23 protein-coding genes are annotated in these 22,344 nt (G+C 47.5%); 8 read left to right on the plus strand and 15 right to left on the minus strand.

Going from position 1 to position 22,344, the window contains the following annotated elements; all coding sequences use genetic code 11:
- Positions 1–26: 26 nt before the first annotated feature.
- Positions 27–701, plus strand: coding sequence for a class I SAM-dependent methyltransferase (locus BMW84_RS05010; protein ID WP_091065136.1), 675 nt, complete (start codon positions 27–29; stop codon positions 699–701).
- A 486-nt stretch (positions 702–1,187) separates the two neighbouring features.
- Positions 1,188–1,427, plus strand: a complete 240-nt coding sequence (locus BMW84_RS25020; protein ID WP_302848095.1) for a DsbA family oxidoreductase — start codon at positions 1,188–1,190, stop codon at positions 1,425–1,427.
- Positions 1,428–2,100: 673 nt separating this feature from the next.
- Here the strand turns inward: BMW84_RS25020 and BMW84_RS25210 are convergent.
- Entirely contained in the window at positions 2,101–2,346 is a 246-nt protein-coding gene (locus BMW84_RS25210) for a TetR-like C-terminal domain-containing protein (RefSeq protein ID WP_368086713.1), read from the minus strand.
- Positions 2,347–2,604: 258 nt separating this feature from the next.
- On the opposite strand from BMW84_RS25210, the gene rsgA reads away from it, so the two are divergent.
- From rsgA to BMW84_RS05035, 3 genes are all read left to right on the plus strand, one after another.
- A complete protein-coding gene (gene rsgA / locus BMW84_RS24930) occupies positions 2,605–2,895 on the plus strand; it encodes a GTPase RsgA (RefSeq protein ID WP_217646126.1) in 291 nt (96 codons plus the stop codon).
- 100 nt (positions 2,896–2,995) lie between these two features.
- Positions 2,996–3,517 carry a helix-turn-helix domain-containing protein gene (locus BMW84_RS05030; RefSeq protein WP_091065143.1) on the plus strand — a complete coding sequence of 174 codons (522 nt, stop codon included), beginning with the start codon at positions 2,996–2,998 and terminating at the stop codon, positions 3,515–3,517.
- A gap of 40 nt (positions 3,518–3,557) precedes the next feature.
- Positions 3,558–4,481, plus strand: coding sequence for an alpha/beta hydrolase (locus tag BMW84_RS05035; RefSeq protein ID WP_091065144.1), 924 nt, complete (start codon positions 3,558–3,560; stop codon positions 4,479–4,481).
- A 1,136-nt stretch (positions 4,482–5,617) separates the two neighbouring features.
- Here BMW84_RS05035 and BMW84_RS25130 read toward each other — a convergent pair.
- From BMW84_RS25130 to BMW84_RS05060, 6 genes are all read right to left on the minus strand, one after another.
- Positions 5,618–5,752 carry a hypothetical protein gene (locus tag BMW84_RS25130; protein WP_302848084.1) on the minus strand — a complete coding sequence of 45 codons (135 nt, stop codon included), beginning with the start codon at positions 5,750–5,752 and terminating at the stop codon, positions 5,618–5,620.
- Between the two features lie 62 nt (positions 5,753–5,814).
- Positions 5,815–7,086 carry a BNR-4 repeat-containing protein gene (locus tag BMW84_RS05040; RefSeq protein ID WP_091065147.1) on the minus strand — a complete coding sequence of 424 codons (1,272 nt, stop codon included), beginning with the start codon at positions 7,084–7,086 and terminating at the stop codon, positions 5,815–5,817.
- 200 nt (positions 7,087–7,286) lie between these two features.
- A complete protein-coding gene (locus BMW84_RS05045) occupies positions 7,287–7,853 on the minus strand; it encodes a GNAT family N-acetyltransferase (RefSeq protein WP_091065149.1) in 567 nt (188 codons plus the stop codon).
- 73 nt (positions 7,854–7,926) lie between these two features.
- Positions 7,927–8,850: a helix-turn-helix transcriptional regulator gene (locus tag BMW84_RS05050; RefSeq protein ID WP_091065150.1), complete on the minus strand. Its 924-nt coding sequence runs from the start codon at positions 8,848–8,850 to the stop codon at positions 7,927–7,929.
- A gap of 30 nt (positions 8,851–8,880) precedes the next feature.
- Positions 8,881–9,351 carry a DinB family protein gene (locus BMW84_RS05055; RefSeq protein WP_175498678.1) on the minus strand — a complete coding sequence of 157 codons (471 nt, stop codon included), beginning with the start codon at positions 9,349–9,351 and terminating at the stop codon, positions 8,881–8,883.
- A gap of 123 nt (positions 9,352–9,474) precedes the next feature.
- A complete protein-coding gene (locus tag BMW84_RS05060) occupies positions 9,475–10,329 on the minus strand; it encodes an AraC family transcriptional regulator (RefSeq protein WP_091068072.1) in 855 nt (284 codons plus the stop codon).
- 119 nt (positions 10,330–10,448) lie between these two features.
- Between BMW84_RS05060 and BMW84_RS05065 the strand changes: the two genes are divergently transcribed.
- Positions 10,449–11,600, plus strand: coding sequence for an epoxide hydrolase family protein (locus BMW84_RS05065; RefSeq protein WP_091065155.1), 1,152 nt, complete (start codon positions 10,449–10,451; stop codon positions 11,598–11,600).
- A 99-nt stretch (positions 11,601–11,699) separates the two neighbouring features.
- Here the strand turns inward: BMW84_RS05065 and BMW84_RS05070 are convergent, their stop codons facing one another.
- Positions 11,700–12,494, minus strand: coding sequence for an SDR family oxidoreductase (locus BMW84_RS05070; RefSeq protein ID WP_091068075.1), 795 nt, complete (start codon positions 12,492–12,494; stop codon positions 11,700–11,702).
- A gap of 5 nt (positions 12,495–12,499) precedes the next feature.
- Positions 12,500–12,796 carry a DUF1330 domain-containing protein gene (locus BMW84_RS05075; protein WP_091068076.1) on the minus strand — a complete coding sequence of 99 codons (297 nt, stop codon included), beginning with the start codon at positions 12,794–12,796 and terminating at the stop codon, positions 12,500–12,502.
- Positions 12,797–12,910: 114 nt separating this feature from the next.
- Between BMW84_RS05075 and BMW84_RS05080 the strand changes: the two genes are divergently transcribed.
- Complete coding sequence (locus BMW84_RS05080) at positions 12,911–13,795, plus strand: LysR family transcriptional regulator (protein ID WP_091065157.1); 885 nt, start codon at positions 12,911–12,913, stop codon at positions 13,793–13,795.
- A gap of 59 nt (positions 13,796–13,854) precedes the next feature.
- On the opposite strand, the gene BMW84_RS24675 is transcribed toward BMW84_RS05080, so the two are convergent.
- The 6 genes from BMW84_RS24675 to BMW84_RS05105 form a co-directional block, all read right to left on the minus strand.
- Complete coding sequence (locus BMW84_RS24675) at positions 13,855–14,010, minus strand: hypothetical protein (RefSeq protein ID WP_175498679.1); 156 nt, start codon at positions 14,008–14,010, stop codon at positions 13,855–13,857.
- Positions 14,007–15,107, minus strand: coding sequence for a GerAB/ArcD/ProY family transporter (locus BMW84_RS05085; protein ID WP_091065159.1), 1,101 nt, complete (start codon positions 15,105–15,107; stop codon positions 14,007–14,009). The genes BMW84_RS24675 and BMW84_RS05085 overlap by 4 nt, the downstream gene beginning before the upstream one ends.
- A complete protein-coding gene (locus BMW84_RS05090; RefSeq protein ID WP_175498680.1) occupies positions 15,104–16,294 on the minus strand; it encodes a Ger(x)C family spore germination protein in 1,191 nt (396 codons plus the stop codon). The genes BMW84_RS05085 and BMW84_RS05090 overlap by 4 nt, the downstream gene beginning before the upstream one ends.
- A 43-nt stretch (positions 16,295–16,337) precedes the next feature.
- Complete coding sequence (locus tag BMW84_RS05095) at positions 16,338–17,849, minus strand: spore germination protein (RefSeq protein WP_091065162.1); 1,512 nt, start codon at positions 17,847–17,849, stop codon at positions 16,338–16,340.
- A gap of 134 nt (positions 17,850–17,983) precedes the next feature.
- Positions 17,984–18,631, minus strand: a complete 648-nt coding sequence (locus tag BMW84_RS05100) for a FusB/FusC family EF-G-binding protein (RefSeq protein ID WP_091065163.1) — start codon at positions 18,629–18,631, stop codon at positions 17,984–17,986.
- 261 nt (positions 18,632–18,892) lie between these two features.
- A complete protein-coding gene (locus BMW84_RS05105; protein ID WP_091065165.1) occupies positions 18,893–21,364 on the minus strand; it encodes an ATP-binding cassette domain-containing protein in 2,472 nt (823 codons plus the stop codon).
- A 166-nt stretch (positions 21,365–21,530) separates the two neighbouring features.
- Here BMW84_RS05105 and BMW84_RS05110 point away from each other — a divergent pair, with 166 nt between their 5' ends.
- A complete protein-coding gene (locus BMW84_RS05110; protein ID WP_091065166.1) occupies positions 21,531–22,286 on the plus strand; it encodes a MerR family DNA-binding transcriptional regulator in 756 nt (251 codons plus the stop codon).
- Positions 22,287–22,344 lie beyond the last annotated feature (58 nt).

Genomic DNA, 22,344 nt, shown 5'->3' on the forward strand with positions numbered 1-22,344 from the left:
ATTAAAATTGTGAAGGAGGCAATGATATGGATTTATCCGTGAAGAAACTTTTTGATGCAATCGCCATTGATTATGACCTGCAGAGAAAACAACTAATTCCTTGTTTCGAAGAATTTTATGGGGTGGCCTTATCCGTGGTTGAGTGTAACAATCCCTGCCCAAATATTCTTGATCTAGGTGCGGGAACAGGGCTTTTTTCTGGCATGGTCTACCAAAAGTACCCTAACTCGCGGTTTACACTAGTGGATTTGAGTGAAAAAATGTTGGAAGGAGCACGTAAAAGATTTCACCAATTAGATAATTTCCAATATGTAGTTGCGGACTATTCAAACTTAACATTTTCCCAGTCCTATGACATTGTCATTTCTTCATTGTCGATACATCATTTGACTCACATAGCCAAGAAACAATTATTTTCTAAAATTTATGAGTTATTAAATGTCGGCGGTATTTTTGTAAATGCAGACCAAGTAAAGGGAAATGATTCTATGACTGATCATTATTTTAAACAACGTTGGATTGAGCACATTAACAAGAGTGGGCTTACCCAGGAGTCAATCGACGCATCTATAGAAAGAAGGAAATTGGATATCAATGCAAATTTAGGTGATCAGATCAAATGGATGGAGCAAGCAGGATTTCAAGCTGTTGATTGTATGTATAAATACTTTGATTTTGGCGTATTTTTTGGAAAAAAATGATGTGAGTTCCTCAACGTCGGAAGACAAAAAAAGCAACGTTAGGACATTCATCTATACAAACAACGATGATAACACTTAACAGATGAAGAGATGCGTCTTAAAGCAGTATCACAGGCCTATCTACAAATCGATTTAGAGTATATCAGGAAAAAGGGATTGATAAACGCATCGACATCATAGCTACAGTTCAGAGGTTGAAAGGCACGGTGAACGATCTTGCTGAGCTTGAACCGACCTATGCGCCGCCGTTCTCCTCCGCCAAAGATCCGGTCAATATGGCAGGATACCTGGCGCAGAATATATTGCCTCCCGGATTCTGAAACAAAAAGGCACCGTGAAGAATGTGACAGGCGGCTATCGAAGCTATTGGTGAAGCCCACCAATACGTTTGATGCTCATCGTTTAACCCAATATGCCAAATCTGTTGGTAAAGATAAGGAATTAGCAGAGAAGCTGTTCTATTCTTATTACACGGACGCCTAGCTAATTAGCGATCATGATACATTAGCAGATATTGCAGAATCCGTTGGGATGAATAGGGACGAGTCAATGGCAATTCTCCGTGATTCATCCAAATATGCTAACGAAGTCCGTTCAGATGAAGCCACAGCAAAGCAATTAGGGATAACAGGAGCACCTTTCTTTGTCATTGATAGAAAATACGCGATATCCGGCGCACAACCAACAGAGGTATTTATAAATGCTCTTAAACAAGCATCTCAATAAGTATTTGTAAGAAAGAGATATTATGAAAGCATTGTCGAGAACAATTACAAAGTATTTTAGAACAGCGTGTAGACAGGCAGACCGTGAACAGGCAGGCCGTTCAAGCGAAATAGGCAAAACAATAAACCGCCCAAAATCCATATTGGACTTTTGGGGGTATTCTTTTCGTCATAACTTTCCTTGTTCTACATTATAAGAAAGAAAAACAACTTAGTATTTCAAGCGAAGAGAACAACTCATAAACAAACCTATATAATGTGATCATGTGGCACATCATATTTTATCAATTGTCGGAGGACAAGAACATATCCCATAATAACCCGCGCCCAGCGCGGGTTTTCTGTTTTAAGGGACCAAGTTCTTGTCCTTTGCTCAGGAAAAGAACTTGGTCCCATTGCCGATAATGGACAAGAACATGGTACTATTGCCGATTTGATGAATGTTTAATCAATAATTCAGGATTTAAAGATAATGTTAAGAAGTAAGACAAGTAAGACATCCAACAAAGTCCAAGTTAATTAATAAAATAGGCTAAAACTACGTCAGTGTGGTGAAAATCCATAATTCATTGGAATTGATTTAAGAAAAGTCATAATAAGTAGGGGAAATAACCGCATGCTTGTAAAGCCCATTTTCCATAAAGATAATTTTGTTTTAAATATATCTTAAACTGTTAAAACAAGTTCTCGAGATCGGGTAACTCTTTAAACAGTCCACTAACTCCATTTGTTCCACAAGCTAAAAGCTTCATAAATATCTTTGTGGTTTCTTGAGGTGATGTTTTTAAAGCAGTCTCCAACCAATGTTGAATGATACGGATGTAGACTGACTCTATATAAACTAATACATAGTCCACAGGAATATCTTCCTTTTTTTCATTTGAAAGCTTTTCTAATTTTTGAAATACCATGTCATTGATAACTTTTAATTAAATTTATTAAGCTAACAGGCAGGGGAGGGATTTGTATGAAGACTTATATTATAGCGGCCATACAAGAGTTTGGGATAGTAGGGCAACCCCGGTTGTCGTCCTGACGAAGTCCAACTTATGTGATGATTTGCCGCAGAAATTGGAGGATATTGCTTGCGATTGCATGGGTGTGGATGTGATTACCTGTTCGTCGTAAAACGGGGATCGGCTGGGTGAAATTAGAACTTATGTCGGGCAAGGAAAACAATCGCATTTGTCGGTTCATCAGGCGTAGGCAAGTCTACGCTCATTAACCGCCTTATCGGGCAGGATGTGCTAAAGAAAGAGGCGATACGGAAAGATGACGCCAAGGGCAGACACACTACAACGCATCGACAACTGCTACTATTGCCAACTGGCGGCAATGTACGAAATAACTCTTACAGTGACAATGAAGATTTTTCATTTAAAGAATATTCTATGCATTCGATAGGAAATAATAGGACGGAGAATACAGTCAGGAGCTCATTGAGACAGCTGAAAGAGCAGATATTGTAACCTTCTGTTAAAAGAATGGATTTCATTAAGAAATGTGAAACGACTTGTATAATTCCATTATTGGTATTAATATTATATTTGGAAACAATGGAGGTGTAACATGTCAAAGGATATATATGATGTAATGATAAATCCTACGCGAATGAGAATTGTACAGATACTTGCTTCGCAAGAAAAAAAGACAGCTACCGAGTTATGCGAAATAATAAGTGATGTTCCACGAACTACTCTATATCGGCATATCAACATCCTAATAGATGCCCATGTGCTGACAGTTGTTGAGGAAAGAAAAGTACGTGGAAGTGTTGAGAGGACTCTTTCGCTCAATACGGATGAATTGAGCAAGCAAAATACTATGGAGGACGTCCCTAAAAAGGTGTTTACGTTCCTTATGAACATCTATACAAAATTTGATAAGTATTTCAATCGAGAGAACTTTAAGCCGGGAAACAACAAGATATTTTTCAATAATACTATCTTAATGATGGACGATCGGGAATTTGACCAATTCCTTTTAGAACTACAAGGCTTACTCATAAAACACTCGCACGAAATGTCAGAAGGAAGAAGACCAAGAGATATTTCAATTATATCTGCCCCCCCCGAAGAAAGTGAGAAATAGAAATGCGTAAACACACAAGTAATAAAAGGTGGAAGAAAAAATGTTGACTATTCTTGCTGTTATCCTATGCATTATTGTATCGATAAACCTTATTAGCCTAATTATCAATCAGGTGTTTTTTTCCAATGAGTTAGATAAAATTACACCATATGGAGAAATGGTTGAAGTAAACGGTCAAAACATGCACATCTATTCAATGGGTGAAGGAGAAAAAAACATTGTGCTACTACCGGGTTTTGGAAATCCGTTGCCTTCTGCTGATTTCGGGCCGTTGATGCGAGAGTTGTCAAAAAATTATACCGTTGTCTGTGTTGAGTATTTTGGTGTTGGTTTTAGCGATGAAACAGAAGTGCCTAGGACGAATGAAAATGTTACACAAGAAATAAGAACGGCTTTATCCGAAGCTGGTTTTTCCCCTCCGTATTTACTAATGCCTCATTCCGGATCTGGCATTTACACTGAACACTACGCATCAACATACCCTGATGAAATATCCGGAATTATTATGCTCGATCCAACATCATCGGCTAAGAAGGGAGCCGAAACACCCGGTTTTGCGTATGGGATAAGTAAAATACAGGAGGCTATTGGGCTAGGTCGATATGTTAATCCTCTTATCGTATCATCCGTGCTTTCCATGAAGGAATCTAATGGGTATACCGAACAAGAAATTGATGATTACACCAAATTTATGAACCATGTAAATAATGATAATCTCATAGATCAGATGAAGCGTCTAAATGATAATATTCTTCAAGTAATGGATATGGATTTTCCAGAAAACATTCCTGTTTTGATAATAGGCGCTTCAAAAACAGGAGAGGAATACCAGTCAGAGCATTTGAAACGGCTCGGCCAGAACGCAGAATTAGCCATCCTTGAAGGATCACACTATATCTATCATTCCCAGCTTTCTGAAATACACAATGAAACCGACTTATTCGTTGAAACACGGATAAAGTAATAGCTTCACTTCGGCAAAGTTGGCCCAAAGTGCGAACACTCAAACTAACAAAAACCGTACCGCCGTGATGGCGATACGGTTTTTGCTTAGACACCCTTTCGGCGGTACCCATTATTCAGTCTTTATTGAACTAACATACAAATGATGCCGATGATATGGAGTGTACAAACCTTAATACAAACGAAGACAGGTGCGGAAGTGTTGGTTCTCTATCTTGGCTTTCAGGATTTACAGATAATCAGGAAATTGGACTTTTGAATTAGATGGTTTTAATCATGTGCTGCTATCGATAAGCTTGTAAAAGATAATAGTCCCGTTTCTTATCGTACTGTATCGGAACTAACTCGGGAGTTGGATCCGGAGGGTGAAGGCATTCACCCTAATACAATCCGTAAAAATAGTGAACTCCATGATTATTTCGTTCAGCACCGAACTGCCAAGCCACATAACATAAGCCGCGTAAAAGGGCTGTAAAGCAGCTCCTGGACGATATGGACTCATTCAAGCAGATCAAAATTAACCGAGACCTAGAGCGAGTTAGACAGCGTTATATGAAGTACACAAAGCCGACGTGATATATTTAGTGGGCTAAATATAATTCATTGACTGCTGAGGAGATATATTTATTAATGACAAATAAAGTGGACTGCGATATTCGCCTGAACTAACGGAGTACGGTAGTTGAAAACAAGAAGCCCTAAACTCCAACCCATATACTTATGTACAAAATACGGGTTTTGTGAAAAAGTGCTGAGTAAAACACTCAAACCAACCTTATCTAAGCTGCTTTGCGGCTGAATCCTGTTATTTCATTAAACTTATACTTTGGTGTTACTTAATGAATTTAGACATACTTTTATCTTTTGTATTTTATCTTTTTTTGTTTTTTATCTTTCTGTTAGAATTTATATTTACTAATTTTTTGCAGATCATTTTATCAGCGTCAGCTGCGCTTAAATTTATCTGCAATAAATCAGCCGGTTCCAATCATTAACCACGACCAAGTATTTTAAGTGACTTAATCTGCAGAATTCATTGTCTGACTAGGCAAAAATCCTTCGCCAGGCCCAAATTCCATAAACCTCTGGAATACTCACGGTTTTCGATTTATTTACATCATTAATTACTCTCAGAATTTATCGCAGTGTTGTTTCTTTATCCTCAAAATCACCGACTTTGCTGTCGATCACTTTATCATCACTTCCCTCATACATTTTACTTATTACCTTTTTATTCCATTTATATTCACAGAAAAAAGGAGCCAATCCCATTACCGGAATCAGCTCCTCCTGATCTATTCCTCTCGTCCGCTCAACGCTACCTGCAAACTAACTCAATCATTTCGCCCGTAATATAGCTTCAGGTTGGTCACGTCAACCAAATACAGGATGTCGGTTCCTTTGGGGCTCCGGTCAACGGCCAGCCGTTCGATCGGAATGCCTGGCGCAAGCGATGTTTCGTTCCAGATACCGCCGGTATTTACGGCCATAAAGGCGCGGTCCGTTCCGCTGCTTTTCACATAATAGATTCTGGCTGCATTTCCCGCCCAAGTGACATCGATCGCGGCCGTTGTGGGCGCTGCGTTATAGACCGTCTGTAGCGTCCAACCTCCTGTTCCGTAAGTGGCCGTCTTGATTGAAAAATCCGTACTTCCCTCTTCCCGATAACGGTACGCGATCACCGGATGATTAGCCCCGTCCACCGTCATTTTTGCGCTTTGCACGCCGGGACCGCCCGGATCGCTGCCGCTTTGAACGTACATTTCTCCAGGAGCCAGAGGCTGGACAATATCCGCCGTTGTCAAAGATACCGGTGTTGTGACCGTTGTTCCGTCCGCTTTGGTGAACACGTTTGTAGCCGGACTGTATTTTAAATAGGACAGCTGATGGCGCAGCGGACTCGCGGCAAAATAAGCCCATTCGAACAGGATGTGCAAATCCCCATTGGCATCGAACACCAAATCATCCGGATAGACCGACCGGTTCAGGTGTGACGCAATAACTTTGACCTGGGTCCATACCGAATCGGCGTTATTCCAGCGGAACAGAACAGCCTCTCTTTTGCCTGCTGTATCCTTGTCCACGCGAACCAGCAAATACAAATCCCCATTTGGAGCCGTAGCCAGCACTGGGTAAGTCACATTCATGCCCGCAGGCAGCTCATCCGAGTGATTCTGGGGAATGCCGCCTACCGTATCGGAGCGGAAATAATGCCATGTACTGCTGTGCATGGACGCAAATACGTGGAACCGGCCGCTTCCGTCTCTGGCTATCGATGGCTGATTATGCCCCAGATCGTCGATGTATTCTGCAGGCACCGTTCCGTCCATTAGCGGCAGCTTGCTCCAATTCCCGTCATTGTCCCGTCTGGCAATTGCAACCGTATGTTTACCCGCGATCGATCCCGGAGCATTATAAGCCATATAAGCATATTCGTAACCAAGTCCATACGTAGCAAGCGGAGACCACCATCCGGCCTGATTGCTGGAATCCATCGGGAAAGGAACCGCTTCCAAAACAGGCGCCGCACTGCCTGTCCCCGCCGGCACCAGCATCAGCATGGCCATGATGATTAGACCCAGCTTCCATTTTGATATTCTTTTCATTCGTTTTGCCTCCCTGATCTACAAAGTGTATTTCCGGTTTCGCAGCCCCAGAATAGCACGCGGCCAGCGGAAATGTTACTGTACATTTGCATGATTGCTGTACTTGCCGAAGATTTCCGGATTCCCATAAAAAAGAGCAAGAAAAAGAGCAAGGCCCGGGTTCCGGACTTTTGCTCTAATGAGTTATGCCTGTAATGGGTTTACACCGGACTTGTGACCGGCTTGCTTTTCACGAAATAATCATCAAAGATCACCATCTTTTGATTCAGCGGTCGATAGCCTTTACCCAGCAAAGCTTCAATCCTTGCCGCAGCCTGTGGAATCGCTTTTGTAAGAATGTCGTTCACATCGAAGAGTTCATATAGGTGCTCATCGGCTATCTCCAGGATCTCATCGATTACGTTTGGGTCTTCACATGTACTCTTCAGGTCGATTCTTAAAATGCCATAATGTTTAAAGGCATCTTCGGCATGCCGGCGAACCATTTCAATCGTCCCCAGGATCTCCTGCGTCTCATTCAAAATAACGGTCCATCTCACATAGTATTTGTGTTGATACGCATATAACCAATCGTCGATCGCCTGCTTCATCCGCTCCGCGGTTTCATAGTGGAAATCATCGCCGTGGCAATTATCCGAATTAAATAATGGGACGGCTTGTTCATCCGAATAACACTGCAGCAGTCCTTGTACGTCACCTAACTGGATTAGACGTATATTTATCAGCGTTTTCTTGTAGGACGGGCATTCTTCGAAAACATTGATCATCGGTAAATCCTCCCCCAAATCGTTATTATAGATCTATTGTACGGGATGAAATACGACAACTGTTTGACGTAGTTTAGGAGTAGGCGGCAATGATTTCTTCGGCCTTCTTCAGAAACTCCTGTCTCAATTCTTCAGGTCCTACGATTTGAATTTGATTGCCGAAGGTATAGAGCAGGCCCTTCCAGCCCCGTTCATGTTTCGGTATGCGAAAGCATATCCGTATTTGTCCGGCATCGGCTTCTGATATCACGGCATTTGGAAAATATTCCGCAACGGACACGCGCAGCCTTGCACTGCATAATAACTCCACATTCATATATTCCCTGTGATCCTGCTCTTCCTGGGATTGTAATAAACGCTCAAAGCTCTCATGGATTTTGGAAAAAAAACGTTCGCTGTTCTTTACATTTCCCATCCGCGCTACCTTAAACAACCGGTAGTCTTTCTTATCCATACAATATCCAAGCATGTACCAGGCATACCATTTATAGATTACGCCGATCGGTTCAGTCTCCCTTAAGGTCAGATCGCCGTAAGTGTTGGTATATTCAAACGTGATCGCCTGCTTATGTTGAATTGCGGTTTCTATGATTTCCAGGTAGGCATCGATATCGCTGCCCTCGCGGGAGACTCCGAAATCAAGCTGGATGCTGGAAGAAACGGTTCGCGCCTGCCTGAACATGCTTTGGTATTTTTCCAGGGTAACCGCAATTTTTTTATTCGGATGAGCGGTTTTCATTCCCGTTAATGCGGTAATCATGAACCGGTAATCCTCTGCAGTCGCCGCCTGTTTGTTCAGCTTAAAGCTGTCCAGAATGCCATACCCGCCATTTTTCCCTTGGACCGCTGTAACCGGGATGCCCGCCAGGTTGATGGAATCGATATCCCGCTGTATGGTTCGGACCGACACCTCAAACTTCTCCGCCAATTGATTGGCACTGACCACTTCGCGATTTAATAGATAGACCACGATCCCAAGCAAACGCTCCAGTTTCACTTTTGATTCATCCCTTCGATCGTCTTGCGGTCACACCCATTGGACGGCTTCCAGCCCTTTTGAGTTCAGTATGCTATTGCAATACCCGATATGGTGCTGAACATGCCGGATCTGCATGAGAATAACATCCGTTTTCGTAATTTCTTCGAACAGCACGCAGGGCTCCAATAACTTCTCGTCGGTCAGGTCATCCATAAACGCATAAGCCATGCCTAATATATCTTTCACATACTTATGCATTTCCTCCTTGGTCGGATAGTCGGTGCACTCCTTGTCCAAGTCTTCCACAATGTCCTTACCGAAGTTTGGGATGGTGAATTCCTCTTCCCTTTGCGGCCTGAACCAGAATTTCATACTTGTCGTCGCATGAAAAACATGTCTCCAGTATTTTTGCCTGGCGTTCATCCAAAAATCATCCGGACAAGCGGCGATGAGATGCTCCAGCATTTGGAGCGTCGGTTCCAGCTGTCTTCTCAGCACAGCTACCATGGGGTTGCTCATTTTTATCCACTCGATTCTCATAAATTGGGATTGCGACTATATTCTTGGTCCCAACTCTCAAAACCTTCTGCTAATAATCAGGGGCCTTGGCAAATTTGTGAATCTCCGGTGCCTGTTAAAGTTTTATTGCTCGGCTGCGAACTTGCGCGTCGCTGAACGGTAAGCCGAGGGCGACATTCCTCTTTTCGCCGTAAATTGCTTTATGAAATAAGTATCGTATTCGAACCCGGTAGCGCGGGCAATCTCATTCAGGCTCATATCGGTATGCGTCAGCATATTGCCGGCCACGATCAGACGATGCGCCAGCAAATAACCGATCGCCGTGGTGCCGCATCTGTCCTGAAACTGCTTATTTAACGTAACCCGGTTCAGATGCGCGCAGTTGGTCAGGTCTTCCGCGGCGATTTTCTGCGAATAATGGGTGTGAATGTATTCCAACACGGCATCCACCGGCGAATGGCCGCGACTACGGTTCAAGTCTTCGAGCAGACCCATAATTTGAATAAAATATTTTTTGACCCTGCACGCCCAAAGCGCGTCGCTCTGCGCCTGAACCTCCATGCCCATAACAAAAAACCATTCAAAAAGCTGCGTGAACGCCTGCTTGGTGATGGGGGGCACTCTCACCGTGTGCGGTTTAGTTTCAAAAAACGATCGGCCGACCTGGATTCGGGCTCCCGTCGGAATGTAACCCTTCGCTTCAGGCAGCCTGACGGTTATCAGAAAATCGGAATGAAAGCTGAACGATTGTGCGGCTACATTCTCTTTTATCACGATGTCCAGCTCATCATCCGCGGCCAGACATAGAACACCCGGAGCCTCAATGGCTATAGGCCGTCCGTTCAGATTCCCTCTGATGCTGCCGGAGGTCACCATTACCAGCGAGTTCCGCTCCGGATATGGAAGCCCGTCAAAATCCTCCACCGCGGCAAATTCGATGTCTACCTGCCGATGTTTATACCGGTCGAATTGCGGCATGTTCATCCTCACCTATCCAAATACTATAGTTAAAAGCTTCGTTTATGGCAGTGATCATCCTCTTGCTCCGAGCTATACTGACGGTACATATTCAGCATTCCTGAAGGAGGACAACCGACATGGCACTTGAACGTTATCACATTCATGTAACCGATGAAATTCTTGAAGATCTCCAGTACAGACTACACCATACCCGGTGGCCGGAGCAATTGGAACATACACATTGGGAGCGCGGCACCGCATTAAGCGATCTCCAGTCGCTCGTTGCGTACTGGAAGGATCATTACGACTGGCGTGCGCAGGAAGCCGAGTTGAACCGGCTTAAACATTACCGGGCCACCATCGATGATCTGGAGGTGCATTTGATCCATGAGCGCGGGCAAGGGCCAGACCCGCTTCCCCTAATTTTGACCCACGGCTGGCCCGACAGCTTTTTGCGCTATCGCAAAATCATTCCCCTGCTCATCGATCCGGCAAGCCATGGCGGCGATCCGAAGGATGCCTTTGACGTCATCGTTCCTTCCTTGCCCGGTTTCGGCTTCTCCAGCCGTCCGAAACAGCCGGGCATCAACAACGCCAAGGTAGCAGACATGTGGGCGCAGCTGATGACACGCGAGTTAGGCTACAGCCAATTTGCCGCAGCGGGCGGCGATATGGGCTCCGGGGTCACCCGCTACCTGGCGGCGAACCATCCCGAGTTGCTGATTGGCATCCATCTAACCGACATCGGCATTATCCGGAATCTGATTGCCGCGCCTGCCGCGCCGGTCATGACCGAAGAAGAACGCAGCTATAAGGAAAAAGCGGCGGAATGGATGGCCGATGAAGCCGGCTATATGTCGATTCAGTCGACGCGCCCGCTAACGCTGGCCTATGGGTTATCCGACTCGCCGGCAGGCCTGGCGGGCTGGATCCTCGAGAAGTTCCGGGCCTGGAGCGATTGCGGCGGCGATCTCGCGCTGCGCTTCAGTACGGATGAACTGCTCACGAATATTATGGTTTACTGGGTAACGAATACCTTCGGGTCGTCGGCTAACATGTATTACGAAAATACGCATTCGCTGCCGCCGCTCAGCCGTATCGAAGTCCCCACGGGACTCGCTTTATTCAAGGGTGATGTTCTGCTTCCGCCCCAAGCCTGGGCAATGCGGAATCTGAATGTAACACGGTGGACCGAGCTGCCCCGGGGCGGGCATTTCGCGGCGATGGAGGAACCGGAACTGCTGGCGGAGGAGATTCGCGCCTTCTTCAGGCCGCTTCGGGCGAAATAACGCTAAACCAACCCAAAGCCGCCATCATCTATGGCAGATTTGGGTTGGTTTCATTTGACGTTCGTTGTCATTGAACGGTACCGAAAAATCGTCTTCCGCTTACACCGTCGGCACGGTTCCGCCGTCGATTACATACTCCGCGCCGGTAATGGACCCCGCACGGTCAGAGGCCAGAAAGGCGACAAGCTCGCCCACCTCTTCGGGATAACCCGGACGGCCCAGCGGAATACCGCCGAGAGCATCCATGACCGACTGCAGGGCGCTTTCAAAGCTGCCTGTCACCTTTGCGATGTTGTGCATCATCGCGTCAGCGGCTGTGGTTTGGATAAAACCCGGGGCCACACGGTTGACCCGTATGCCCTGCGGGGAGAACTCTTTGGACAAGCTTTTGCTATAGTTGCTCAAAGCCGCTTTGGCAGCAGCATATGGAATGGTGGATTCGACAAGCGGCAACACGCGCTGTATGGAAGAGATGTGAATAATGACGCCCTTTCTTTGCGGAAGCATCAGCGGAAGCAGGCCGCGGTCGAGCCGGACGGCAGCGAGCAGATTCCAGTTGAGTGCCGCCTGCCAGTCCTCATCGCTCGCAGCGAGGAAGCCGCCGGGCGGGGTTGTGCTGCCGCCCACGTTATTGACCACAATATCGATCGTTCCGAAACGTTCGTGGACGGCGGCAACAACCTTTTCCACTCCTTCCTTAACGGTCAGGTCGGCTTGTACAAACAAAGTCGGATCGCTTAGCTCTGCCGGCGCCGAGCGGGCCGTCGTCATGACGGTTGCCCCGGCTGATGCCAGACGGCGCGCGATTGCCGCGCCCATACCCTTCGTCCCGCCGGTAACCAGCACTTTTTTTCCTACGAATTCAGTTAATGGATTGGCATACGTAATTGCCATGTTCATCATCCTTTCGATACTCCTTCAATGATTATTCCGCGGTAAGCCGCTCCCTTTAGGCGGTGCTGTACCGCTTCCTGATAGGCCGGACTGTAGTACCAAGCTTTGGCTTCCGCCATGCCCGGAAACTCCAGGATCACCGCTCCTTCCGCTTCAGGACCTTCAATCACTTCGTAATCCCCGTATAGCGCCAATGGCCTCAGGGAATGTCCGGCATTTGCGGCAGGCGCTTTGGCCGAATAAAGCTTTAGCTCTTCCGGATCGTTCACTTGTTCACGGATAAAAATAACATACGCCGGCATCATGTCTTCTCTCCTTTCGCTCTACATCTTCTATTCTAATCTTGACGAACTCAAGCGTCTAATTTATAGTTTTCATGAAATTGATTACTTATATTAATGAAATCAGGTGTTCGAATGGAACTGACACAGCTGGAATATTTCCTGACTGTCGCCCGGCTGCAGCATATGACCATGGCTTCCAAAGAACTGAACATTACGCAGCCTGCGCTCAGCCACGCCATCTCTAAGCTGGAAAGTGAAATCGGCGTACCGCTTTTCGAGCGAAACGGGCGCAATGTCCAATTGAACCGTTATGGCCAGATGTTCGGCAACTCGGTGGAAGAAGCGCTAAAGAGCCTGCAGAACGGCATACGTGAAATCGGCGAATGGGTCCATCCGGAGACCGGCACCGTACACATCTCCTATCTGAACATTCTTGGCGTGGAGCTCGTGCCTTCGCTAATCCGCGATTACGCGCGGGAGCATCCGCAGGTGCGGTTTAATCTTTTTCAAGGCAATTTGGGGGATATCGATGAATATTTGGATAAGGGCATTTCCGATCTGATGATTACGTCCAAAGAATCGACGATGAGCAATCACGAATGGATAGTGATTCGAACATGTCCGCTGTTCATCGTCGTGCCTGCAGAGCACCGGTTTGCGAAGCGGTCCAGCGTTAGCTTGTACGAGCTCTCCGGCGAGCCGTTCGTGGGGTTAAAGAACAATTGCGGGCTTAAAGCGACGTTAAACGCCCGTTTTCAGCATACAAATTTTGAGCTTGCCTCTACGTATGACGCCGAGGATCTAATCACCGTGGCCGGTTTTATTAAAGCCGGATTGGGCGTGTCGATTCTGCCTCAGACCTTCGGCCTGATGCTGGAGGGTCTGGCGTGGATACCGCTGGAGGAACAAGGCTGGGATTGGGAGATCGGGCTCAAGTGGCGCAAAGACCGCTATCTCTCGCCGGCGGCCAAGCGGTTTATCGAATATGTGCAGGATACGGCGGATATCCGTCTGTAGCGGCACCAACAAAAAAGGGCTGCCGTTATGGCAGCCCGACAAACCGTCCGCAAAAGTATTTACTCTTTTGAGCCATTGTTTTTTTTCTTTTTCCGCATCATTCTAAACCAACTAACCGGTGACAAGACAACAGCGACCGCAACCAGGGTAAGCTGAAACCGCCAGGGATGATGGATAAAATTCGTGGATTCCCACGGCGCCCAATATTCAATCATACTCTTTGGCTCCTTTTCGCCAGTTTTTTGAGTAGGATCAGCAATAACACAATCACCGGGAGATAGATAAACAATGGGACCCAAATTTTTGAAGGGAGTACCGTTGTTGCTACTTGAAGATGACCTGTAAAGCTGACGACCATTGTCATGGATAGAAGAAAAGTGATAATGCACGCGGCAATAATGATCCCCTTATCGCTTTGAGCGGCCAGCAGCTTCCGCATGCAAAACACCGCTGCAAATAGATGGAGGGACAGCTTGCTGAAAGCGGTCAACGTTAGATACATGACCCCGATCGCATCCAGATTCTCAAGAAGATCAGCGATATTCGATAGTTTCAACAGTGCAAAGGAGGGATACATCATTTGCTTGAAAACACCCTCTCCCATAGCCGAAACAGCCAGCGTATCCAATAAGGTAATGCTGATGCCAGACAATAGACAGGCGCTTATTATCGGGAGGGTTAGTTTTTTCTTGTCGCTGAGCATGCCCCAGAACATTGCAAATTCTATGCTCTCTCCGTAAGTTTGCATGAGTCCCAATGGCCATACTGCGCTCCAAACCCTTCCCATGCCATCCCCTAATAATGGAAGCATATTGGGCAGATAAATTCTGCCGGAAAAGCCGAGCAGGACGATCTCCAATATCAAAGAAAAGATGATTACGGGAAAAAACACTCCGACCATCCGAGTAAGCACTTCAAATCCTCCAAACAGCACATAAAGGATGACCAGCAGAAAAGTAACGGCAATCAACCAGTTGGGGGTGCTATGTAATATGGTTATCGGATACAGGAACCTTACATCACTTACGATCCGACCCGCATCATATAGAAATAGCAATGGATAAAGCCAGGCAATCGGCGTTCCCAGCCACTTTCCGAAGTAGGCAGGCCACCAATCGACCAAAGTTAATCCGCCGGTTAACCGGTAGATGAGGGCATATATCAGGATTATACATCCTCCCAGAAACATGCTGATTAATGTTGCAATCCAGGCATCCCTTCCAGCAGATGATGCAAACCCAAAAATGATCGTACTGCCCAGTTGAAAAACAACCATTAGTGAGAACATTTGATATCTTGAGATTTGAATCAATCCTGCTCACTCCTCGGCATGATCACATGATTGGTTAAACCGGATCGGATAATTCTTCCCCTAACGATAATAGAAGGCTTTATTTCCGGAAATATTTCTTCCCATCGTTTGCCTAACCCGTTATTCCAGGCCTTGGGATACCGCCGGTAAACGGACTGTCCAAAACCATATATATCGCTTTTATAAGCGGATTGTACGATTTTGCCTGAATCCTCGATACGCTCCTTTACTGCATTTTCAACTTGAGTTTGGATCATTTTCACGTTGTCCTCATTGTCTAAATTTAGATCGGACGTATTTTCATAAATATTTTCACTAATCCTCACGGTTAAAGTCACCTCTACTTTGTCTCCATGTAAAGACACTTTTCGGGAGACATTAACGCGTTCCAGTTCCGAACTCACCTTCCCCTTTTTATGAGAACCGGGGATTTCAATCGTAATTATGCCCTTGTTCACTTGGTTCTTCACCCATAAAACGCCACGGGTTTCTTTATCGTTTAATGCTCCAACCATCCGGTCTTTTTTAAATATGGCGATGCCTTTGATCGCCAGGTTGCTGGAGCTTTTTTTCCCTTCATCCTGCGAATTCACAATCTCCACAACCGGTGCGTAGGGTTCAATCCCCTCGGACATTAAGTAATTTAGAAAATCAATTAATCGGATACTTGGCGTCAGGTTTTGCCCCATCTCGGATCGTAAAACTTCTGAAGTGAGCTTTTCAAATTTAGGCTTAAAATTCAAGATATCAAGCGCACTTGTTTTGGACACGGCGATATAACTGATCAACTGCGATTGTCTGAATCTTTCAAAGAAATCGAGCACACGGGTTATTCCATCTCTGGCTAATGAATCTCCGATGATCAGAACCCGGCAATGGGAATAGGTGATTACCCGCGGCAGTTTCTTCTGAAGCATTCGCGTGATATCCATGATGGTATCGCCCTCCTCGCTAACTACCCAGCCGGCAGAACTTTCGAGTTTCGCTTCCCCTCCCCCTTGAGCAGAGCCGGTACCGAAAAGCCGCGGTACTGCCAGCAGCAGAGTAAGCCGAATTTTACCACTTTCTGTTCGGTCCAGACCTGCAGCAGTTACAATAGCGAGTTCGTTGATCTCCCGTTCACTCCAGCAAGAACAAAGCAATATGGACATCATAAAAGTAAGGAGCAGAAGCGAGGCATGTCTCATGAGTTGGTCCTCCGACATCATTCTATTTCATGGCCTAAGATGATCACGATCGGCTTGCGCGTTTTCTGTTGGCTTTTCCAATCTGACTTGGCCTGCTCGTCATCTTGCTCCGGGGTGCACGGATTAAAACATCCTTCAGGTCGCCTATATTCAGCGGGGAGACTGGGGAAAGATACGGCACTCCAAAGGAGCGCAGTTTGCACAAGTGAGCCAGTATTAGCAAAAGTCCGAGGAAAATCCCGTATAGACCGAATATTCCGGCGAGCAACATTAAAGGGAAACGTAAAACCCGAATAGCCAATCCTTGATTATAGATCGGAAAAATAAATGAAGATATCCCTGTAAAAGAAACAACAATGATTAGCGTTGCCGATACAATTCCCGCCTGTACCGCCGCTTGACCTATGACCAAAGCACCGACAATACTCACCGCCTGCCCCACAGGGCGCGGTAGCCGAATACCTGCTTCCCTTAGTGCCTCAAAGGCAGCTTCCATGAGAAGCGCTTCGATAATCGCCGGAAAAGGCACATTCTCGCGGGATGAGGCAATGCTTAATAACAAATTGGTTGGAAGCATTTCCTGATGGTACGTGGTTACTGCAATATAAAGCGACGGAAAAATCAAGGCGCATATGGACATGCATAGCCGTAGCCAACGGATCGCAGTTGAAACAATAAAGTGTTGGTAATAGTCTTCGCTGGCCTGGAGAGCATCGGCAAAAATAGATGGGGCAATCAGCGCAAAAGGCGTATTATCCACCATAATTGCTGCCCTTCCCTCCAATATTCCTGCAGTAACTCTGTCAGGGCGTTCCGTGCTGATCATTTGGGGGAAAATCGAAAATGTACTGTCGCAAATCAATTCTTCAATATATCCGCTTTCCAGAACGGCATCGATATCGATCTTATTAATTCTGGATTTAATTTCCGCAACTAATCCGGGCATGACGATGGAGTCTACATATACGATTGCTATATCCGTTTGGGATAGGCGACCGATACGCATTGCTTCGATTTTAAGCTCCGTGCTCGGCAGACGCCGCCGAATAAGCGATGTATTCACACGCAAATTCTCATTGAATCCGTCTCTGGGGCCCCTGATAACGGATTCTGACACCGGTTCCTCTATTGCCCGTTGCTCCCATTTTTTCAAGCTGGCTAGAAAGATGACAGGCATCCCCTCTGCCAGAATGGCTGTATCTCCTTTGCACATCGCTGTTATAGCATCTTCCATACTGCCGGTCGTACGAATCTGATTAGCATAACTTGCCCGTGCAAATATCCCTATTTGTTCTTCTTCGAATTTTTTTTGTTTAAGCGCTGCAATATGTTCCCGCAACGGATCAAGGAGCTCCACATCAATTCTTCTCTCATCCACCAAACCGTCCAGATAAACCGCCACAACTTCTGTAGAATTCTCTTCCAAAGCAATTCTTTTATATACAACATCCGAGCAGCGCTCAAAATGATCTTCAACCTGCTTTAGATCCTTTTCTAACTGCCCGGTCAGTTTGATTACCGTTTTGTCATTGGTATTGATATTAGCTTGGTTCAATTCGCCCCACTCCCTTAAAGCTAAAAAGTAACCTTATGATTCCCAGTAGAAGATATATAATCCATTTCTTTCGGCAAAAGAAAAAGGATGCTTCGAAAGCCATATAAGGCTAACGAAACATCCTTCGTGTTCACTTATTTACGAATGGTAACAATGTACTTCTCCAATGCCTCCGTGCTGGTGATGCTCTGGTTGCAGGCATGGTTGTAGATGCAGATATACTGGCCGATTGAAGAAAAATTGTCCTGGGAAGCCACGGTGGGCTTTGTCTTGACGGTGAAGAACGCCAATTCCTGCTGCCGGTTGCAGAACAGGCAATACCCCTTTTTATGGGTCGGCAAAATTCTTCCTTCAATCCCGACAAACTGGCCTTCGAACGGGTACACGATGTACAACTTGCCCGTTGCAATGTCGGTCCAGCTCAGATACGTGATCTGGCGGAAGTCGATCGCCTGCAAATCAGGCAGCTTCAGCTTTTTATTCTTCGGAAACAGCTTCTCGATCTGCTTCGGCGTGATATCAGGGAACGGCTCCCGGTATGGGGATAGGTTGTCCAGGTATTTCTGGAAATCCTCGGCCTTCGTGAGATCCGATACGGTTTCAAGCATCCGCTGCTGGTCCGCGGTCAGGTGCGTAAATGCTTCCACAATGTTTACCGCCGTCCGGAACCGTACCGTCTTAAGGACCTTCTGGTCCGCGACGCTCCGCAGCGTCTTCAGCAGGAAATCGGACTGTTTCTTAATCACATTAAATTGATGGTTTCTAATAAATGATGTACTCATTTCGCTTTCGCCCCTTATTTTTAGTGAGTAAAAGATAAGGTGCAAAGCCTGATATTAGAAACGATAATTCCAAGTTTGGGCGATCAATAAAATTAAGTCCTCATTTCGATCCCCATGCAAAGTATCGCCCTAAATCAAGGCTTTGCATGAGGCTTTCTAGCTAACGAGCAATTCTGCATTGCCACAGGATAACCCCCAATTCCGTTCAGATGCGAAAAGTATAGCAGGAATCGCGGCATGCCGCAATCGAATCCACCCGCTTTAGCGGGCTTTGCGGAGGCATACGGCCGTTGGGCTGACCCCTTGTTCCATCAGTTCCCGCGGCGTCCCGGCGAACATGATCGCCCCGCCTTTGCTGCCGCCTTCCGGCCCCAAATCGATGATCCAGTCCGATGCTTCGATCACCTGCTGGTTATGCTCGACTACGATAACGGTATTCCCGGCATCAACCATGCGGTTCAGCATGGCCACAAAATTCTCCACGTCGAGGGGATGCAGCCCGGACGTCGGCTCGTCCATCAAATACAAGGTCTGCTTGCCCGCCGGAGTGATCAGCTCCTTTGCCAGCTTTAGCCGCTGTCCTTCCCCGCCGGATAAAGTCGTCAGCGTCTGCCCGAGCTCCAGATATCCGAGTCCTACTTCTTGCAGCAGGTTCAGCATACGCATGATTTTCCGGTGATCGGCAAAGACTGCCCCCGCTTCCTCTACCGGCAATTGCAGAATATCCTTGATCGAATGCCCTTGGTATTTCACAGCCAGCACCTGTTCGCTAAACTGCTTCCCGCCGCAGACCGGACAAACGACCTCGATATCCTGGAAAAAGAGCATACGGCTGGTCACATAGCCCAGCCCCTCGCAATTCTCGCAACGGCCTCCGGGCGTGTTAAAGGAGAAATGTTTGGAGCTTAAGCCTGCGGCTTTGGCCTCCGGTAGATTCCCGAAGATGCCGCGGATTTCCGTGTACACCTCCGAATACGTGGCTACGTTGGAGCGTTTCATTTTGCTGATCGCCGACTGCTCGATCGTCACCACCCGGTCAAAGGACTCCAGCCCGGACACTCGGGCCTGGCGTTTTAATGCATCCTCTTCCGCCAGTACGTCAAAGACCAGCGTCGATTTGCCGGAACCGGATACTCCGGTAACCGCCACCAGGCAGCCTGCGGGGAAGGAGACATCGATATTTTTCAGATTATAGCGGTTCGCCTGTTCGATACAGATGCGGTGACCGTTGCCTTTCCGGAAGTGATCCCTGCCAATTCTCTTCAGCGAGTCCAGCCCTTTGAGATAGGTCCCTGTCACCGAGACCTCCTGTTCCAGCAGCGAATCCAGTGTTCCGGTTCCAATGACCGTTCCGCCATGTTTTCCTGCGCCGGGCCCGATATCGACGATGAAATCCGCCACAGCCATCACATCCGGGTCATGCTCGATGACGATGACGGTATTGCCTTTGTCCCGCAGCTTCCGGAGCATGTGAATGACGCCTTCGGTGTCCTGTGGATGCAGGCCGACCGTCGGTTCATCGAGAATGTAAATAACGCCGGTCAGCTCGGAGTCAAGCGTTGCCGCCAGTTTTACCCGCTGCAGCTCCCCGCCGGACAAGGTGATGGTCTGCCGGTCCAGCGACAGATAACCAAGCCCGACGTTGACGATCCGCTGAATCTTTGTCTTCAGGTCAATCAGATAAACTTCAACGAGCGGCTGCGCCTTGCCGCCAATCGAAGTTTGCAACTTCAGGATCCAATCGTGCAGGCCTTCGAGCGACTGGACCGACAGCTCCGGCAGGCGCTTTCCCTGAACCGTCACGCTGCGGCTAAGGTCGTTTAAACGCTCTCCGCCGCATTCCGGGCACACGGCTTCGCTGAAATATCCGTTGTACTTCTTGGCTTCCCCGCCTTTCTCGGCCATGCGCCGCCAAAGCGTCGTGAACACTCCTTCGAATTTGCCGGCGGCTACGGTTCTAGGCGCGGCCACATCCGGGAACAGCCGCTTCACTTCCGAGCTATCGGTTCCGTGGAACAAGAGTGTCTTCTGCTCGCGGGTGAATGCTTCCACTGGCGTCTGCGGGCGGGCAGGAACACCAAAATGCTTAAACGCCTGATACACTGCCGCCGTCTGGTAATACCGGTACTGATGCTCCCAGAAATCGATTGCTCCTGCTTCCAGCGACAAACGGGCATGCACAACCTGTTCCTCGTGAATGGCCAGCTTTTTGCCGAGCCCTTCGCAGGCCGGACAAGCGCCTTCCTTGGTATTATAAGAAAAAGAGGTACGGGTCAGCTTCTCCATCCGGAACGCGCAGCGGCTGCAGATCATAAATACTTTAAATTCGCCGTCATGCTTCTCCGTCTCTTCCTTGCAATCTGCGGCGGAAATGTCTTCTTGGCAGTTCGGGCATCTGCGGTGGCCCAACTTCTCGTACACCATCCGTAGATCGGTGTAGATATCCGTAGAAGTACCGACCGTCGAGCGCGGATTTTTATTCGCTTCCGTCTGGCTGATCAGAATGGCCGGGGACACGCCGCGGATCGACTCACACTTAGGCTTCCGGATACCCTGCATCCCGATGGCCTCCAGATATTGGCGCTGGCATTCCTGGAAGAGCACATCCATCGCCAGCGTCGTTTTTCCGGATCCGGACAACCCGGTGAAGACGATCAGCCGATTACGCGGCAGCTCCAGATCGATATGCTTCAAATTCCCCTCCGCCGCACCGTTGATGATGATATTGGACATGTTGTTACCCTCCGATTCCGTTGTTCTCATGCATAGACAAAACCATCATACAACATTGAGGCAATCTTTCGCTTCGGAGATAAACAGGCCTTGATTTGAAGGGAGATTTGGAATTTAATATTGTCATGGTTCTTGAAGGTTCTACTTGAAGGATTGGAGATGCTTTATGAAGCTTGTATATACGCCGGCCCAACTGGCAAAGCGCCTCAAAGTCAGCACGACAACCTTGCGGCGGTATGAAGACCAGGGCCTCCTGCCGCCTGTACCGCGATCCGGAAGTCAGCGCCGAATCTATCATGAAGTTCATTTGAGGGCATTCGCCGCCATCCGCATATTGCTGAAAGGGTACGATTTTGCCGTCGTCTACGAGTCGATGCGCCAGATCAGGGGAGGAAAGGCCACGGAGGCGTTATGGCTAATCAACCGCCAGCTCTATGGGACCCAGGAAGAGAAGCAGCGGGTAGAAGCGATGATGGACATGATCGGCCGGGCTGATCTGACCCGGTACAATGATCTTAAACTGCCCGAAACGATGTCCATCGGCGAGGTGGCACAGATTGCCGGCGTCAACGCTTCGGCCATCCGGCATTGGGAGAGCGAGGGCCTGATCCGCTCGGAGCGGCATCCCGAAAACGGCTACCGGTTATTTTCGCCGGGCGAGCTCCGAAAGATCATCGTCATCAGCAGCTTGCGCAAAACGGTATTCGCCATTGAGCTGATGCGGCAGCTGCTTCACGATCTCGACACGCACAGCCTTACCAGCGTCAAACGTTCCTTCCGCCTGGCACTGACCAGGCTGAATCTCCGCCTGAAGCTGCAATTCGAGGGAATTGCCGCGCTCATGAGCTATCTCGAGCTCTGTCCGCAAGCACAAACGCATGAAGATAGTGAGCTTGAAGAATGCGGGCACGAAGAAGGCTGAACGCCAAAATCACAAACAGGGGCCGTCCTCATTGGACCGCCCCTGTTCTGCCTGCCTC

The sequence above is a fragment of the Paenibacillus sp. NFR01 genome (assembly GCF_900111565.1).
Classification (GTDB): domain Bacteria; phylum Bacillota; class Bacilli; order Paenibacillales; family Paenibacillaceae; genus Paenibacillus_AQ.

Coding starts and splice junctions, on each gene's coding strand:
- BMW84_RS05075 (WP_091068076.1), bottom strand. CDS start 12,796: ATGCCGGCGTATGTTATTTTTATCCGTGAACAAGTGAACGATCCGGAA.
- BMW84_RS05100 (WP_091065163.1), bottom strand. CDS start 18,631: ATGAGTACATCATTTATTAGAAACCATCAATTTAATGTGATTAAGAAA.
- BMW84_RS05010 (WP_091065136.1), top strand. CDS start 27: ATGGATTTATCCGTGAAGAAACTTTTTGATGCAATCGCCATTGATTAT.
- BMW84_RS05040 (WP_091065147.1), bottom strand. CDS start 7,086: ATGAAAAGAATATCAAAATGGAAGCTGGGTCTAATCATCATGGCCATG.
- BMW84_RS05105 (WP_091065165.1), bottom strand. CDS start 21,364: ATGTCCAATATCATCATCAACGGTGCGGCGGAGGGGAATTTGAAGCAT.
- BMW84_RS05080 (WP_091065157.1), top strand. CDS start 12,911: ATGGAACTGACACAGCTGGAATATTTCCTGACTGTCGCCCGGCTGCAG.
- BMW84_RS05090 (WP_175498680.1), bottom strand. CDS start 16,294: ATGAGACATGCCTCGCTTCTGCTCCTTACTTTTATGATGTCCATATTG.
- BMW84_RS05060 (WP_091068072.1), bottom strand. CDS start 10,329: ATGCCGCAATTCGACCGGTATAAACATCGGCAGGTAGACATCGAATTT.
- BMW84_RS05045 (WP_091065149.1), bottom strand. CDS start 7,853: ATGATCAATGTTTTCGAAGAATGCCCGTCCTACAAGAAAACGCTGATA.
- BMW84_RS05055 (WP_175498678.1), bottom strand. CDS start 9,351: ATGAGCAACCCCATGGTAGCTGTGCTGAGAAGACAGCTGGAACCGACG.
- BMW84_RS05035 (WP_091065144.1), top strand. CDS start 3,558: ATGTTGACTATTCTTGCTGTTATCCTATGCATTATTGTATCGATAAAC.
- BMW84_RS05065 (WP_091065155.1), top strand. CDS start 10,449: ATGGCACTTGAACGTTATCACATTCATGTAACCGATGAAATTCTTGAA.
- BMW84_RS05070 (WP_091068075.1), bottom strand. CDS start 12,494: ATGGCAATTACGTATGCCAATCCATTAACTGAATTCGTAGGAAAAAAA.
- BMW84_RS24675 (WP_175498679.1), bottom strand. CDS start 14,010: ATGATTGAATATTGGGCGCCGTGGGAATCCACGAATTTTATCCATCAT.
- BMW84_RS25130 (WP_302848084.1), bottom strand. CDS start 5,752: ATGGGATTGGCTCCTTTTTTCTGTGAATATAAATGGAATAAAAAGGTA.
- BMW84_RS05110 (WP_091065166.1), top strand. CDS start 21,531: ATGAAGCTTGTATATACGCCGGCCCAACTGGCAAAGCGCCTCAAAGTC.
- BMW84_RS05030 (WP_091065143.1), top strand. CDS start 2,996: ATGTCAAAGGATATATATGATGTAATGATAAATCCTACGCGAATGAGA.